Source organism: Dactylosporangium sp. NPDC050588 (assembly GCF_040654975.1).
GTDB classification, from domain to species: domain Bacteria; phylum Actinomycetota; class Actinomycetes; order Mycobacteriales; family Micromonosporaceae; genus Dactylosporangium; species Dactylosporangium maewongense.
This window is the reverse complement of record NZ_JBFAJA010000065.1, coordinates 39577-55059: the sequence shown is the minus strand read 5'-3', so window position 1 is coordinate 55059 and position 15483 is coordinate 39577. Positions and strand designations below refer to the sequence as shown.

Genomic DNA, 15483 nt, shown 5'->3' with positions numbered 1-15483 from the left:
GTCACCCGCCCGCAACCTGTTTAGTAGAGGTCGTTCAGTTTGACCTGCGGTAACACACGGCGGGGCGCCGGGACACGTCCCCGCCGACGTGGTGAAAGCTCAACTGATGTCCCGAGAGGAGGACGACGCGGTGGCGCTCGTTCGGGTGTACTGCGGTCTGGCGTCGGCTGATCTCGCCGAGCCGCAGTCAAGCTCCGAAATCTGGTTGACCGTCGCGGTCGTCGACGACGCCGGCCGGCTCATCGACATCTGCGAGGTGAGCGACGACGCCGGCGGCTACGCCGAGCTCAGCGCGCTGCTCGCGCAACGCTCCGGCGGCCAGTCCGCCGTCGCGGTCGCGGCCGAGAGCGACGACCACGTCGTCACCCAGCTGCTCACCGCCGCAGGGCGCAACCTCGCCTTCACCGACGACGACTCGGCCGACGACTACGCCGAGCGCTTCGCCGACGACGAGTCGCCGGAGGAGATCCAGTCCAACGCCGCCGAGCGCCGCGCCGTGGGCCTCGCCCGCGCGCTGCAGGCCGGCGTGCTCTCCGCCGTCGGGCAGTCCCCGCCGCGCGACATGCTGCCGCTCAAGCCGGTCCTCGCCGCGCACGCCGCGGTCGTGTCCGGCCGCCAGAGCGCCGCGGCGACGCTGCGCGAGGTGCTCCGCGAGCTGTACCCGGCCGCGCTGCGGGCCTACCCGGACCCCGCCGAGGCCATCCCGCTGGCGATCCTCGACGCGCTGCCGGAGCCCGGCATCCTCGGCGGCGGCGCCGCCGGCCGTAACCGCGACGCCCAGGTCGCCAACGATCTCGCCGCGAGCGGGGTTGCCGACGCCGACACGCTCGGCGAGGCCATCACCGCGCTGCGGGTCGCGATCGCCGAGACCCCCCGCCGCACCGGCGTCAACCGGGCGCTCACCGCCGCGGTCGCCGAGACCATCCGCCAGTCCGTCGCCGCCGTCCGCGCCTGCGACGCCGCGGCCGCCTCGCTCGTCGGTGTCCTCGCCGACAAGATGAGCCCGTCGCGCCTGCCGGGCCGCCAGCGCACCGGCTCGCCGCTGACCCCGGTCGTGCCGCTGCGCAGCACGCCGGCCGCGCCCGCCGGGCCGCTCTCCGGGCCCGCCGCCGCCGCTGCCGGCTCGCACGGCGCCGTCGCCGCCGTCGGCCAGGACGCCGCGCCGACCCGCACCCGGGTCGCCGCGCGGGCCGCCGAGGCCGCCCGCGCCGCCGAGTCGAGCGCCGCCAAGGCCGCGCCGGCCGCGTTCGGTGCCCAGCCCGCGACGACCGGCCGCACCAACGCCGCACAGGCGACCGGCGGCCGCCGCCGCGCCCAGACCGCACCCGCGCAGGCTCAGCCGCCGGCCGTCTCCGCGCCGCCGGCCGCGTCCGTGCCCTCCGCCCCGCCGTCGGCCCCCGGGTATCAGCCCGCGGCCGCGTCGTTCGGGCAGCCGGTGCCGTCGGCCCCGCCGTCGGTGACCTCGACGCCGCCCGGCTTCGGACAGCAGGTCCCCTCCGCGCCGCCCGCCGTCACGTCGACCCCGCCCGGCTTCGGGCAGCAGGTCGCGTCGGCCCCGCCGGCCTACGGGCAGCCCGTCGTCTCCACGCCGCCCGGCTTCAGCGTCGCGGCGCCGCAGGGGGTCACGTCGACGCCGCCTGCGTACGGTGTGCCGTCCACTCCTCCCACGTACGGCGTGCCCTCGACGCCGCCGGCCTACGGGGTCCCGTCGGCGCCGCCGTCGACCGGGGTCACGTCGACGCCCCCCGCGTACGGGGTCACCTCGACGCCTCCGGCGTACGGGGTCACGTCGACGCCGCCCGGTTACCAGCCGCCGGCCGCGCCGCCCGGCTACACGCCGACCTTCCCGGGCGCGTTCGAGAGCCCGGGCACCGGGGCGCCGACGCCGCCGTACCAGCCGGCCGCCTACCAGCCGCCGACGCCGACCTACGCGCCCGCGCCGCCGATCCCACCGACGTATCAGCAGCAGCCGGTCCCGGCGTCGATGCAGTCGATCCCGGTCCCGCTGCAGCCGGCGCCGCCGCAGCCCGTGCCGGTCGCGCCCCTGCCCGTCGCGCCCGCCCCGGTCGCGCCGCCGCCGGTCGCCCCGGCCCCGGTGATCCCGCCGCCGGCCGCGAGCGAGCAGCCCACGTTCGCGTCGCTCATGCCGACGCCACCGCCGGGCATCGCCCCGCTGCTGGCCGACACCGGCTTCGACTTCACCCGCCCCTCCTCCGCGCCGCCGGTGGCGGCCGCTCAGGAGAGCGACAGCGGCTCGATCCGGCTCAGCGACCTCAGCGCGCTCGGCGAGCCGCCGACGATGGACCCCGGCACGCCCGCGCCCGGCACGCGGAGCGGCTGGCCGCTGGGCGGCCCGGACACCAGCGACGCGTTCGACGGTGACCCGCTGAACATGACGACCTCGGCGTTCGCAACGGAGAGCACGCCGCCCGCGTCGTCCTTCTCCTCCGATCTGAGCAGCCTGCCGCGGCTGAGCGACATCCCGAAGCCGCCGGCCGAGCTGGAGGCCGAGGAGGACTTCGGCCGCCGCTCCTCGCGCGGCTCGCGCGCCGAGCGGTCTGAGCACTCCGAGCTGCTGAACCGCTCGGAGCTGAGCCGGTCCGAGCGCAACAGGGCCGACCGCAACCGCTCCGACCGGGACCCGCTCAACCGCTCCGACCTGTCGGCCTCCACGGATGTCGAGGCCGAGACCGCGGCGGAGCAGACGCGTGGGCGGCGCGCCAGTCGTACCGACGACGCAACGACCGCCGGAAGGACGGAAGGCCGCAGGTCGGCGCGGGCCGAAGAGGCCGCCGCCGCCACGCCTCGCGCCTCCCGCACGGAGATCCCCCGCTCGGAGCGGGCGCGGACGGAGATCCCGCGGTCCGAGCGGGCCCGCACCGAGATCCCCCGCAGCGAGCGCTCCCGGGCCGAACGCCCCGTCGAGCTGCCCCGCCAGCGCGAGGGTCGCGTCCCGCCCCCGTGGCAGACCGGCGACCTGCCGGCCGAGCCGGCCGGGCTGCGCCTGGTCGAGCCGGCCCCCGTGCCGGACCCCGCACTCACCGGCTACTCCGACGAGCTCAGCGGGGAGTACAGCGGCGAGTTCCGCTTCGAGCCGCCCGCGCTGCGCCTCGTCGAGGACCGGCCCGCCGCCGCCGAACGGGCCACGGCCCGCAGCAGCGGCACCGGTGCCGGCCGCAGCCGCCGCGCCGCGGCCGCCGAGGCATCCGCGCTGGCTTCGGGTCCGGCTCCGGCCTCGACCTCGAAGTCCGACGAGGCGGACGGTGACCTGTTGATATTCGCCGCGGCACGCTCCGCGTGGTTCACCGACTGGGACGCCGACAGCGAGTCGGAGGCCGCCGCCGAGCGCCCCGCGGTCAGCTGGGAGAACCAGAACGACTCCGCCTGGCGCGCCGCCGAGCAGGCCAGCCAGCCGAAGCTCGGTGACGAGACGTCCACCGGCCTGCCGCGGCGCGTGCCGCAGCAGAACCTGGTGCCCGGCGCCCCCGTCAACTCCCCCGAGCGCCCGCTCCGCATCGTCCGCGACGCGGCGCAGATCGCGGCGCACACCACCGGCTACTTCCGCGGGTGGCGCCGGGGCCAGGAGGTCGGCGGCTTCTCCGTCGGCGGCCGCCCGGGCCGCGAGGCGGCAGGCGGCTGGGACTTCAGCCGCGAACGCGAGGCCAGCCGCGACTACCAGGAGCGCGAGTTCGAGTACCGCTCAGCCCGCCGCTGACCCTCTACCGGCAATCAGGGCCGCCCGTCTTTCGGGCGGCCCTTTGCTTTGCCCAGCTTCGTCGCCGTACGTGACGCACCGGTGATCGAGCGTCGACTTCACCGGCCGCCGCTGGCGCCGTGCCGTGGCCAGCCGGGAGAATTGGGGGGACTCAGATGAACTGTGAGCCTTCAATCCCCGCTGGGGAGGCTCGGTGTGACCTGTGGGGCGCACGGGCGTCTCAGGGCACGCCAGGACCGTCTCGCGGGCGGTAACAGCTCGTAGGGGCAATCTGCGCGCGGGCGCCGTCGAGCTCAACGAGGATGCCCGCCAGCTCCAGTACTGATTCGCCGTCAACCGTCCGAAGGAGGGAGCCCCGCAGGATGACGCAGTCCCCATCGCCGATCCGGGCCGCCGCCGGCACTTCGGCTGGCACTTCGGCTGGCACTTCGGCTGGCACTTCGGCTGGCACTTCGGCCGGCCTGAGGTCGCCGAGCCAGGTGAGCGGAGCGTCAACCGTCCACTCCACGTGATACGTCCCCGCCGGCGCGCCGGCCGGCCCCGCCCACGGCACGGCGATACCACCGACGACGGTCCGGGTCGTCGCCACCGGCAGTGAGCTCCACCCGACCCGCCGCAACTCCTCCACCGCCACCAACACACCGCCCAGCCTGCGCCAGCGGCCCCGTCTATGACTCCACCTCACTCCACCGGAGGCCCCATCGAACCCTGCCAGCGCGCTCGGCATCTCGAAGCGCACCCCCGCCGTCATCATCGAAGGACGGACCTGACCGCCACCACGCCCCGATCCACCCTCCGATGCCCGAAGGATTGCCACTCGCCACACATGAGACGCAGCAATCGGGGCCGCGGGAAGAACCGCAGCCATCGACCGATCCGGCACGTCCCGTCCAGGCTGCGATGCGGACCGATGCCATGGCGCCGCCCGTCCACCGGCCGCCGCCGAGAGGCACCACACAAACTCGCCCACCAGACCGCCGAGCTGCCCGCCCGCCCAGCTGCCGCACCGCCGCGCGACCTTCCCGCCACGCCCAGGCCACCGCACGACCCGCTCACCAGACAGCTCACCCAAACCGCCGAACTGCCCACCCCACCAGGCCGCCGCGCGACCCACCCACACGACCCAGGCCACCACACAACCTGCTCACCAGACCGCCGACCTGTCCATCCCGCCGAGCCGCCACGCGACCACGCTCACCAGACCGCTCACCAGACCACCGAGCTGCCCACCCCGCCGGGTCGCCGTGCCGCCGCGCGTCCCGACCGCCAGCACCTAGGCCACCGCATGCGCACCAACAGACCCACCCACACGACCCAGGCCACCACACAACTCGCCCACCAGACCGCCGACCTGTCCATCCCGCCGAGCCACCACGCGACCCGCTCACCAGACCACTCGCCAGACCACTCGCCAGACCGGCGAGCTGTCCATCCCGCCGGGACAGCGCGCCGCCGCGCACCCACCCGTCAGAGAACCCAGGCGGCCCGCATGCCCACCGACAGACTGGGTGGAAATGGCGCGCGCACCGTGGCCGCCCTGCTGAGGAGGCGGCGACGGTGCGCGCGGTGAGGTGCTGGAGAGGGGGTGGTGCGTTACGCGGGGGCGGTGGCCCGGGTGCGGCGCATCGAGAGGACGTACTCGACGAGCGAGATGAGGACGTTCTTCGTCGACTCGCGGGAACGGGCGTCGCACGAGACGACCGGGACGTCGCTGGAGATGGCCAGGGCCTCGCGGACGTCGTCGGCGTTGTGGTACTGCACGCCGTCGAAGCAGTTGATCGCGACGAGGTACGGCAGGCGCCGGTGCTCGAAGAAGTCGATCGCGGCGAAACAGTCGGCGAGGCGCCGGGTGTCCACCATGACGACAGCGCCGATGGCGCCCCGGACCAGTTCGTCCCACATGAACCAGAAGCGGGTCTGGCCCGGGGTGCCGAACAGGTACAGGATCAGGTCACGGTCGATCGAGATACGACCGAAGTCCATCGCGACCGTGGTCGTCGTCTTGCCGGGGACATTGCGGGTGTCATCCACACCGACGCCGGCGGACGTCATGATGGCCTCGGTGGTCAGCGGCGTGATCTCCGAGACCGAGCCGACCAGTGTGGTCTTGCCCACGCCGAACCCTCCGGCGATGACGATCTTCGCTGACGTGACCCGCCCTGGGCGGACTGCCACGTCAGAGCCTCCGAAGTCCACTCAGCACCCTCTCAAGCAGTTCTGTGCCCACCGACTCGTTTTCGTCGAGCGAGGTCGGCTCGTACACCGCGACGAGTCCGTCGGCAGCCATGTCCGCCACAATGACCCGCGCGACACCCAGCGGAAGCTGCATGCGCGCCGCGATCTCAGCGAGAGACTGCAGGCGACCGTCGCAAAGCGTTGAAATGTATTGCTGTTCTTGTCCGTGAGCGCCGCCCGGCCGAGAGTTGGCCGCGCGACCCCGCACGGTGGTCTCGACCAGCGCCTCGATCGCGATGTCCAGCTTGGGCCGGGTGCGACCTCGGGTGACGGCGTACGGCCTGACCAACGCGCCGGTTGGTTCATCGCGCTCGGCCATGGTCGCCGTTCACCTCCTCACTCGTCGGGCCTCGTCAACAGCGTCAACAGTTATTGCGTCATGCGCTAAAGCGGAAAGCACCTAGTTCAGTTTCAGCCGAGCATCGATGCCGTCGGCCGGGGTGGCGGCGTCAATGCGTCACCGACCCGGTCGACCAGCAGCGCCATCTCGTAGCCGACCTGACCGACGTCACACGCCCGGGCCGCGAGGACCGCGAACGAGGAGCCGTCGGAGATCGACATGAGGAAGAGGAAGCCGTTGTCCATCTCGACGACGGTCTGCAGCACCGCCCCGCCCTCGAAGCAGCGGGAGGCGCCCTGCGTGAGGCTCACCAGACCGGAAGCGATCGCGGCGAGCTGGTCGCCACGGTCGCGCGGCAGGTCACGAGAGGCGGCCAGCAGCAGACCGTCCGCCGAGACGGCTACCGCGTGGGCGACGCCCGGCACCCGGTCTGCGAAATTGGCCAGTAGCCAACCGAGATCCTGTGTAGATGTCATGCCTCTTGCTCCTTGCCAACCTGCGAGTTTTGAGGCCCGGCCGAAGTGGGCTCCGGGGTTTTCGAGTCGTCGGACCGGGTGCGGCCGCGCTGAACGCCTCGGTGATAAGCGGACAACAGACCACGCACGGACTCCGGCGTGCGCCGGTGGACCGTGGCGGGGTTCTTCTCCACCCCGCCCGGGACCAGTTGCGCTTGCGGCACGCGTTTTGGCAAACCCGTGTCGGTCTTCGCAAATTCCTGCTCCTGGGCGAGTGCGGCGGCCGCCTGCCATCCTTCGTCTGCCGCAGTCTGCCAGTTTACCGCCGAACCGCCGGTCGCCCGGTCGGCCGAACCTCGCGAAGCTTCACCCGGAACCCGGGTTTCAAATCGCTGCGGAGGCACGTATGCCGTGTCGCTGTAGGTCACCTCGACCGGCCGCGTCGAAGCGCCGTTGGACGCCGGCGCCGGCGCGGCGGGCGCGGCCGGGGCGGCGGCGGCGACAGGCTCGTCGTCGAAGGTCGGGCGCTTGCTGGTGCTCTGGAACCAGGCCGACTCCAGCTCGCGGAAGATCGGCAGCTCCATCGTCTCGTCGACGAAGCGCTGGCGGGAGTCGCCGGCATCGCTTTCGGAGGACGCCGGGTCCCAGTCGAGCCGGACCCGCGGGATCTCCGCCGTCATGTCCACCGGCGCGTACGGATCGGCGGAAGCGGCCGCGGGAGCCGGAGCGGGCGGCTGCGCCGCGAACCGGTCGGGCTGCTGCTGCGGCCCCGACGAGACCGGCGGCCAGGCGGGCGGTGCCGCCGCGGCCGGGGGCGGCGGGCCACCGGCGGCGTACGCCGCGGGGACGTCATAGCCGCGCGGGTCGGACGCCTCGGGACGCTGCCGCGGGATCTGGCCGCTGACCTCTTCCTCGGCGACCTCGCCCTCGACGGTCCAGTTCTCGTTGGCGCGGCGCTGCGGCAGCGGGTTGAGGTCACCGGGCGTCCGGCGCTCCTCGGGCTGCTCGCCGCCGACACCGGTCAGGTCCGACCAGGCGGGCAGGCTGCGACCGGCACCGGGACCCTGCTGGGCCGGCGGGCGGGGGCCGAAGCCACCACCGTCGCGCGGACCGGGACCGGCGTCGCGCGGGTCGATGCGGGGGAAGGCCCCGCTGGGACCGCCGGCGAAGCTGTCACGCGGCGGCGGGCCGGAGGGGTTCGCACCACCGAAGCTGTCATGGAACGCGGCGGGGGGCGTCTCGCGGCGCGGCGGGGTGCCGTTGGCGAAGCCGTTGACCGTCGGCCGCTCGCCGGTGTGCGGGCCGGAGCCGAAGAGGCCGCTGCTGGTCAGCGTCCCGAAGCGCGGACCGCCGCCGTTGCCGCCACCGGCCGGGCCGCCCACGGTCGCCGGCCCGCTCTCCAGGGCGAGCGGCGAGGCGAGCGGGGAGCGCGGCGCGGGCGTCGACGGGATCGGCCGGGCCTGGACCGTGTCGTTGGGGCCGACGGCGGGCATACCGGCGGTCGGCATGCCGGCGTTGGCGCGGCCGGACAGGGCCCGCGGCACGAGGACGCCGGCGGGCAGCGTCATGTCGGCGATGGTGCCGCGCTCGCGCGCGGCCCGCAGCTCGACCTTGACGCCGTGCCGGGCGGCCAGCCGGGCGACCACGACGAGGCCCATCATCCGGGAGACGGCGACGTCGACCATCGGCGGGTTGGCGAGGCGCTCGTTGAGCTCGTTGAGCTGCTCGGGCGAGACGCCGATGCCGTGGTCCTCGACCAGCAGGACGGCGCGGTCGCCGACGCGGCGGGCCTCCACGATGACCGCCGAGTCCGGCGGGGAGAAGGCGGTCGCGTTGTCGAGCAGTTCGGCGACCAGGTGGACCATGTCGTTGACCGAGTGGGCCGCGATCTCGATGTCCCGGTCGATCATGCCGAACTCGATGCGCGTGTAGTGCTCGACCTCGGACTGCGCGGCGCGGAGCACGTCCATGAGCGGCGCGGGCTCGCGCTGGATACGGGTCGAGTCGGCACCGGCGAGGACCAGGAGGTTCTCGTCGTTACGGCGCATCCGGGTGGCGAGGTGGTCGAGCTGGAAGAGCTCGGCCAGCCGGTCCGGGTCCTCCTCGCCGCGCTCGAGCCGGTCGAGGTGACCGATGAGCCGGTCGACCAGGATCTGGGAGCGGCGGGCGAGGTTGACGAACATCGTCGCGACGCTGGCCCGCAGTGCGGCCTGCTCGGCGGCGGTGCGGACGGCTTCCAGGTGGACGGCGTTGAACGCCTCGGCCACCTGGCCGAACTCGTCGCGGCTGCGGACCGGTAGTGGCTCGGCGATCTGCAGTGCCAGTTGGTGCGGCGACATCTGACCGGCCAGGGCCGGGTCGCGCAGTCGCTGCACGGCCTGGGGCAGCCCGTACTGCGCGACGGTCAGCGCGCCGTGGCGCAGCTCCCGCAGCGAGCGGGCCATGGACCGGGCCACGATCCAGGCGAAGAGGATGGCCAGCAGCAGCATGCCGAGCAGGGCGCCGGCGGTGACGAGCACCTGGCGCTGCAGGTCGTTGCGGTGCGCGGTCGCGCTCTCGATGTTGTGCTCGTCGAACTCGACCTCGATGCCGCGCAGCAGGTTGGCCTTGTTGACCATCGAGTTGTCCCACGCGGCCGCGGTGGGCAGGCCGGTCTGGGGCAGGTCCTCGCCGGTGAGCGGGGTGAGCTGGCCCTCGAACTTCGCGGCCTCGCGCAGGTCGGAGCCGGCGATCTTCTTGTCGAAGAGGTCGCGGTGCCACGGCTCGGAGACGACCCGGAACTGCTCCTCGGCCTGATCCTGGCCGTTGAGCGCGGAGTCGAACTCCTTGCGCAGCTGCGGCGTGAACTTCCTGGTCGTCAGGACCCGCAGCACGACGACCCGCTCGAGGGAGACCTGCTCCTTCATCTCGGAGATCGCGGCTGCTGCGCGCATGTCGGCGCCGAGGGCCGGGTTGTTGGACAGCTCGGCGGCGGCGTCGCGGATGCTCAGCAGGTCGTCGATCAGCGTCCGATACCGGCTGACGACGGTGCTGGCCAGGATGTCCTTGCCGCCTTCGGAGATCTGCTTGCGCATCCCCGGCAGGTCGAGCAGCTGGGTGTCGATCGAGGCGAGCTGCTTGCGGAAGTCCTCGGGCGGGTCGGCCAGGCCGGACCGGGTGAGCCGGTATTCCTTGCTCGTGTCCTCGGTCTTCTGGATCTGCCGCTCGAAGGTGGCGCGGGCCTCGACGCTGCCCTGCTGGTCGAGCACGCCGAGCAGGAGCGCGGCGTTGGCGCGCTCGCTCTGCAGCTCGTGGACGAGCGAGGAGGCCTTGGCCGACAGCCCCGACAGGGTGCGGGCCCGGTCCGCGTCGTTGGCGTCACCGATGTTGTCGACGAGACCGTTGGTGCCGACCACGATCGTCGCGATGATCGGGACGATCATGATCAGGCCGAGCTTCGACCAGATCGGCAGGTCTCGGAGCCGGCCCACCGGGAGACGCAGACGCGACGAGACCGGCTCCCGCGTCGTTGGCCGTTTGCTCACTTCACCGCCCTCCGAACCGGGGCCTTGTGCATCAGCAGGCACCCGCGACCGGCCGACCCTACTGGGCCAGACCTCCGAGATTCCACCATGTCCCGTCGCAAGAAGAAAGCCCAGGCCTCCCGCTAGCCGTTATGTTCCGCATGAAGAAAAAAGTCCGTTTGACGGTAAGTTCAGCCGATCATCCCCCTACGCTGGGCGATTTACCCGATGCACGCAGATGATGACGGCTGACAAATCGGTACAAAATTACGACATCAACTTCGCGTATGCGGGCTTGATCACCTCGTTGATCAACGCCAGCCGCTCATCAAACGGAATGAAAGCGCTCTTCATTGCATTCACCGTGAACCACTGCAACTCGGACCACCCGTAGCCGAAGGCCTCGACCAGCAGCGCCATCTCGCGGCTCATCGAGGTGCCGCTCATCAGCCGGTTGTCGGTGTTGACCGTGACCCTGAAGCGCAGGTCACGCAGCAACCCGATCGGGTGCTCCCGGATCGAGGCGGCGGCGCCGGTCTGGACGTTGGACGACGGGCAGAGCTCGAGCGGAATGCGCTTGTCCCGCACGTACGCGGCGAGCCGGCCGAGGGAATTGTCGGCCGCGACGTCGTCGACGATGCGCACACCGTGTCCGAGCCGGTCGGCGCCGCACCACTGGATGGCCTGCCAGATCGATGGCAGCCCGAACGCCTCGCCGGCGTGGATGGTGAAATGCGAGTTCTCGCGCTGGAGGTATTCGAAGGCGTCGAGGTGCCGGGTGGGCGGGTATCCGGCCTCCGCCCCGGCGATGTCGAAGCCGACCACGCCCGCGTCGCGGTACTGCACCGACAGCTCGGCGATCTCCATCGAGCGGGCCGCGTGCCGCATCGCGGTCAGCAGCGTGCCGACCCGGATCGGGTTGCCGGCGGCCGCCGCCTCGGCGGAGCCCTCGCGGAAGCCGTCGAGGACCGCCTCCACCACCTCGGCCAGCGCGAGGCCCTGGGCCAGGTGCTGCTCCGGCGCGAAGCGCACCTCGGCGTAGACCACGCCGTCGGCGGCGAGGTCCAGGGCGCACTCCCTGGCGACCCGGACCAGGGACTCCCGGGTCTGCATCACGGCGACCGTGTGGGCGAAGGTCTCCAGGTAGCGCTCCAGCGAACCGGAGTCGGCCGCCGCGACGAACCACTCCCCGAGGCCCTCCGGGGTCGCGGCGGGCAGCTCGTGGCCGATGCCGGCGGCGAGGTCGAGGATGGTGGCGGGGCGCAGGCCGCCGTCGAGGTGGTCGTGGAGGAGGGCTTTCGGCGCGCGACGGATCTCGTCGTAGGTGGGTGCAACCATGGAACGACACTAGTAGCGTGCACGCCTCCGTCATCACACATCTGCGGTGTCCGGTCTGCGCCGGCCCGCTCACCGCCGCCGATCGGGCGCTGCGCTGCGCCGCGGGCCATTCGTTCGACATCGCACGACAGGGTTATGTCGACCTGACCGCGGGCCGGTCGGTGCACACCGGCGACAGCGCCGAGATGGTGACCGCCCGGGAGGCCCTCCTGGAGGCCGGGCACTTCGACGTCGTGTCCGACGCCGTCGCGGCAGCGGCGGCAGGTGTACCGGGAGCGGGCCTGATCGTCGAGGTGGGGGCCGGGACCGGCCGCTACCTGGCGCGGGCCCTCGGCCCGGACAGGGTCGGTCTCGCCGTGGACGTGTCGAAGGCGGCGCTGCGCCGCGCGGCCCGGGCCGACCCCCGCATCGGCGCGGTGCGCGCCGACGTGTGGCAGGGCCTGCCGATCCGCGACGCGGCCGCCGATGTGATCCTCGACATCTTCGCGCCGAGGTCGGGCGCGGAGTTCGCCCGCGTGCTGCGCCCCGGCGGCGTCGCCGTGGTGGTCACCCCGGCGCCCGGGCACCTCGCCGAGCTGGTGGCGGCGCTGGGCATGGTCGGCGTCGACCCGGCGAAGCCGGAGCGGCTCGCGGCGAGCCTGCGCCCCTGGCTCACGCAGGTGGACGAGGTGCCGCTGCGGGCCACCCTGGCGCTGGACCGCGCGGCCGCGGCGGCCCTGGTCGGGATGGGTCCGAGCGCGTGGCACACCGACCCGGCCGCGGTGACCGCCACCCTGGCGGGGATGCCCGAGCCGATCACCGCGACGCTGGAGGTGCGCCTGAGCACCTGGCGCTCAGGTGGATAGGTCGACCTCTTCCCATCCGGGCGGGTCGCCGTGGTACGGCCCGGTGAAGACCACCGCCCACTCGAGGGCCCAGCGGCGCTGGCCGACGGCGTTGGAGTCGAGCTGCCCGGGCAGCGGCAGCCGCCGCCGCTCCGCCTCCAGATAGGACCAGTCCAGGCAGTAATAGAGGTCGAGCTGCGCCGCGGCGTCACCCGCACCCCGCGGCGCGGCCAGGGTGCGCTGCCGCCACGCCGAGAAGGTCTCGCCCTGCGGCAGGTTGGGCAGCCGCTCCATGAGCCCGTCGGCGGAGGGCAGCAGCGGATCGAGGTCCATGGCGATGCCCAGCAGCCAGGCCAGCGCGAAGAGCGCCTCCAGGTGCAGCGCGAAGGACCGCTCGTCGCCGTCGCCCTCGGCCACGAACTGCCACTCCGGCCCGGTCAGGCGGTCCTGCAGCCCCGACCGGTCCAGCCAGTGCGTCGCGAGCTCCGGCGGCATGCCGGCGACCCGGGCGAGCACGACGTTGAGGATCGCCGCGCGCACCTCGATCTCCGCACCGGGACGCAGCTCCACCAGGTCGCCGGGCTCCCAGGCGAGCGGGAAGTTGGGCGGTGGTAGAGGGAGCCGCAGGCGGTGCAGCTCTTCGAGGCTCGCCTCCCGCACCCGCTGCGGATCCGGCGACGTCACGGTCACCCGGGCACTGTAGCCGCCGGATCCAGCAGTGTCTCTAGGAGTCGCCCTCAGGATCCCGGCGGGCGAGGTCGGGGGCGAAGGCGGGCAGGCAGACCGCGACGTACTCGGCGCCGTCCGCGGTGGGGGTGGTGTACCTGACGCGTTCCCCCGCCCGAGTGACGATCGCCTGACCTGCGGTGACGTCGAAGTGGCCGCCGTCGTGCTCGACTCTGACGGTGCCGCGGAGCACGATCGTGAACTCGTCGAACTCGGGCGTCTGGAACGGCTCGGTCCAGCCACCCGGGGCGATCATCTTGGCGATCGACGTCGCGGACTCGCCGGAGTTGACCCGGCCGACGTACTCGTCGATGATCTTGCCGCCGGGGACGGGGATCTGGGTGGGGGCCTTGATCAGTTCGGGCATCAGGAGATCCTGTCGAGAATCAGCGGTCGGGAGGGTGGCGGCGTTTCCGACAGCGTGACCGCGTCGCGGGCCACGGCCAGCGCCGCCGGAAGCTTGCCGGCGTCCTCGGCCCGCAGCTCCATGATCACGTCACCGGCCCGGACCGCCTCGCCGGGCTTGCGGTGCAGGACGATGCCGGCCGACGCGCTGACCGGGTCCTCCTTGCGGGCGCGGCCCGCGCCGAGGCGCCAGGCGGCCACGCCGACGGCGTAGGCGTCCATGGTGGCGACGAAGCCGTCGGCGTCGGCGGTGATCGTCTCGACCTCGTGCGCCACCGGCAGCGGCGCGTCCGGGTCGCCGCCCTGGGCCCGCACGAGGGCCCGCCAGGAGTCCATGGCCCGCCCGTCGGCGATCGCGGCCTGCGGGTCGGCGTCGCCGAGCCCCGCCGCGTCCAGCATCTCCCGGGCGAGGGCCAGGGTCAGCGCGACCACGTCCTGCGGCCCGCCGCCGGCGAGCACCTCCAGGGACTCCTCGACCTCCACGGAGTGCCCGACGGTCCGGCCGAGCGGCACCTCCATGTCGGTGAGCAGGGCGACGGTGGTCACGCCGTGGGCCTTGCCGAGCTCGACCATGGTGCGGGCCAGCTCGCGCGCGTCGGAGACCTCGCGCATGAAGGCGCCGGAGCCGAACTTCACGTCCAGGACCAGCGCGCCGGTGCCCTCCGCGATCTTCTTGCTCATGATCGAGCTGGCGATCAGCGGGATCGCCTCGACGGTGCCGGTGACGTCGCGCAGCGCGTACAGCTTCCGGTCGGCGGGCGCGAGGCCCTCCCCCGCGGCGCAGATCGCGGCGCCGACCGTGCGCAGCTGCTCGACGAACGCCTCGTTGGACAGCTTGGTGCCGAACCCGGCGACCGCCTCGAGCTTGTCGAGGGTCCCGCCGGTGTGGCCCAGCCCGCGGCCGGACAGCTGCGGCACCGCCGCGCCGCACGCCGCGACGAGCGGGGTCAGCGGCAGCGTGATCTTGTCGCCGACGCCGCCGGTGGAGTGCTTGTCGACGGTCGGGCGGCCGACCCCGGACAGGTCCAGCCGCTCCCCCGACGCGATCATGGCGGCGGTCCAGCGGGCGATCTCGCCGGCGGTCATGCCGTTGAGCAGGATCGCCATCGCCAGTGCCGACATCTGCTCGTCGGCGACGACACCCTTGGTGTAGGCGTCGACGACCCAGTCGATCTGCTCGTCGCTGAGCATGCCCTTGTCCCGCTTGGCGCGGATGACGTCCACGGCCGCGAAGCTCATGCCGCACTCCAGTCCTGCTCGATGCCGGCCGGCCGGGGAGCCTCCCCGGCCCATCTGGCGGTGCCCTGGGCGTCGACGACGATCACCCGCGACGTGCGGACCCGGCCCCAGGCGACCCCCTCGTCGGCGGTGGCCCAGGTCGGGCCCTCCTCCAGGATGCCCGCCGGCTCGCTTTCCGCGGCGCCGGACGAGCGCTCCCAGTAGGCGGTCCAGACCTGCCTGCCGTCGGCGATGTCAGGGTGTACGAACACCGTGCCGGCGCCGACCTTCAGGGCGAGCGCGGCCGGGACGGAAGGACCGGCCGGGGCGATCCGCCCCAGGTCCGTGTCGTCGAAGGCGTGCGGCAGCAGCGCGGTCATCGGCAGCGGGCCGTCGGCGTGGTCGATGAGGCAGTCCGCGCCGCCGTGCTCCCACAGCAGCTGCCGGCACCGGCCGCACGGCATGAGCGGCCGCCCGTCGCCGTCGACGCACGCCAGGGCGATCAGCCGGCCACCGCCGGTGACCTGCAGGTTGGACACCAGGCCGCACTCGGCGCACAGGCCGAGGCCGTAGGAGGCGTTCTCGACGTTGCAGCCCACGACGATCCTGCCGTCGTCGACGAGCGCCGCCGCGCCCACCGGAAACTTCGAGTACGGCGCGTAGGCGCGCGCCATCACGGTGACCGCCGCCTGTCGCAGCGCCACCCAGTCGACGTCCGTCACGC

At 73.3% G+C, this 15483-nt stretch carries 12 protein-coding genes; 2 read left to right on the top strand and 10 right to left on the bottom strand.

Annotated elements, in window-relative coordinates; translation table 11 throughout:
- Positions 1–106: 106 nt before the first annotated feature.
- Complete coding sequence (locus AB0I21_RS37640) at positions 107–3715, top strand: hypothetical protein (protein ID WP_360568463.1); 3609 nt, start codon at positions 107–109, stop codon at positions 3713–3715.
- A gap of 1144 nt (positions 3716–4859) precedes the next feature.
- Here the strand turns inward: AB0I21_RS37640 and AB0I21_RS37635 are convergent.
- From AB0I21_RS37635 to AB0I21_RS37610, 6 genes are all read right to left on the bottom strand, one after another.
- Positions 4860–4988, bottom strand: a complete 129-nt coding sequence (locus AB0I21_RS37635) for a hypothetical protein (RefSeq protein WP_360568461.1) — start codon at positions 4986–4988, stop codon at positions 4860–4862.
- Positions 4989–5308: 320 nt separating this feature from the next.
- Entirely contained in the window at positions 5309–5911 is a 603-nt protein-coding gene (locus AB0I21_RS37630) for an ATP/GTP-binding protein (RefSeq protein ID WP_203848113.1), read from the bottom strand.
- Positions 5892–6269 carry a DUF742 domain-containing protein gene (locus AB0I21_RS37625; protein WP_033358337.1) on the bottom strand — a complete coding sequence of 126 codons (378 nt, stop codon included), beginning with the start codon at positions 6267–6269 and terminating at the stop codon, positions 5892–5894. Before AB0I21_RS37625 ends, AB0I21_RS37630 begins: the two co-directional genes overlap by 20 nt.
- A gap of 92 nt (positions 6270–6361) precedes the next feature.
- A complete protein-coding gene (locus AB0I21_RS37620; RefSeq protein WP_033358336.1) occupies positions 6362–6766 on the bottom strand; it encodes a roadblock/LC7 domain-containing protein in 405 nt (134 codons plus the stop codon).
- Entirely contained in the window at positions 6763–10215 is a 3453-nt protein-coding gene (locus tag AB0I21_RS37615) for a nitrate- and nitrite sensing domain-containing protein (RefSeq protein WP_360568459.1), read from the bottom strand. The genes AB0I21_RS37620 and AB0I21_RS37615 overlap by 4 nt, the downstream gene beginning before the upstream one ends.
- A 300-nt stretch (positions 10216–10515) precedes the next feature.
- Positions 10516–11586: an adenosine deaminase gene (locus AB0I21_RS37610; protein ID WP_360568457.1), complete on the bottom strand. Its 1071-nt coding sequence runs from the start codon at positions 11584–11586 to the stop codon at positions 10516–10518.
- A gap of 17 nt (positions 11587–11603) precedes the next feature.
- On the opposite strand from AB0I21_RS37610, the gene AB0I21_RS37605 reads away from it, so the two are divergent.
- On the top strand, positions 11604–12431 hold the full coding sequence (locus AB0I21_RS37605; RefSeq protein WP_360568455.1) for a putative RNA methyltransferase: 828 nt from the start codon (positions 11604–11606) through the stop codon (positions 12429–12431).
- Here AB0I21_RS37605 and AB0I21_RS37600 read toward each other — a convergent pair.
- From AB0I21_RS37600 to AB0I21_RS37585, 4 genes are read right to left on the bottom strand one after another with little or no spacing between them, the layout of a single operon-like run.
- A complete protein-coding gene (locus AB0I21_RS37600; RefSeq protein WP_344503840.1) occupies positions 12420–13100 on the bottom strand; it encodes a DUF4272 domain-containing protein in 681 nt (226 codons plus the stop codon). The genes AB0I21_RS37605 and AB0I21_RS37600 overlap by 12 nt on opposite strands.
- A gap of 34 nt (positions 13101–13134) precedes the next feature.
- A complete protein-coding gene (locus tag AB0I21_RS37595; RefSeq protein WP_344503841.1) occupies positions 13135–13503 on the bottom strand; it encodes a cupin domain-containing protein in 369 nt (122 codons plus the stop codon).
- Positions 13503–14780 carry a thymidine phosphorylase gene (locus AB0I21_RS37590; RefSeq protein ID WP_360568452.1) on the bottom strand — a complete coding sequence of 426 codons (1278 nt, stop codon included), beginning with the start codon at positions 14778–14780 and terminating at the stop codon, positions 13503–13505. Before AB0I21_RS37590 ends, AB0I21_RS37595 begins: the two co-directional genes overlap by 1 nt.
- Positions 14777–15481, bottom strand: a complete 705-nt coding sequence (locus AB0I21_RS37585) for a cytidine deaminase (protein ID WP_360568450.1) — start codon at positions 15479–15481, stop codon at positions 14777–14779. Before AB0I21_RS37585 ends, AB0I21_RS37590 begins: the two co-directional genes overlap by 4 nt.
- Positions 15482–15483 lie beyond the last annotated feature (2 nt).

What these genes read in the sequence shown, in the direction of transcription:
- AB0I21_RS37640 (WP_360568463.1), top strand. Translation starts at nt 107, where the DNA reads ATGTCCCGAGAGGAGGACGACGCGGTGGCGCTCGTTCGGGTGTACTGC.
- AB0I21_RS37625 (WP_033358337.1), bottom strand. Translation starts at nt 6,269, where the DNA reads ATGGCCGAGCGCGATGAACCAACCGGCGCGTTGGTCAGGCCGTACGCC.
- AB0I21_RS37620 (WP_033358336.1), bottom strand. Translation starts at nt 6,766, where the DNA reads ATGACATCTACACAGGATCTCGGTTGGCTACTGGCCAATTTCGCAGAC.
- AB0I21_RS37610 (WP_360568457.1), bottom strand. Translation starts at nt 11,586, where the DNA reads ATGGTTGCACCCACCTACGACGAGATCCGTCGCGCGCCGAAAGCCCTC.
- AB0I21_RS37595 (WP_344503841.1), bottom strand. Translation starts at nt 13,503, where the DNA reads ATGCCCGAACTGATCAAGGCCCCCACCCAGATCCCCGTCCCCGGCGGC.
- AB0I21_RS37590 (WP_360568452.1), bottom strand. Translation starts at nt 14,780, where the DNA reads ATGAGCTTCGCGGCCGTGGACGTCATCCGCGCCAAGCGGGACAAGGGC.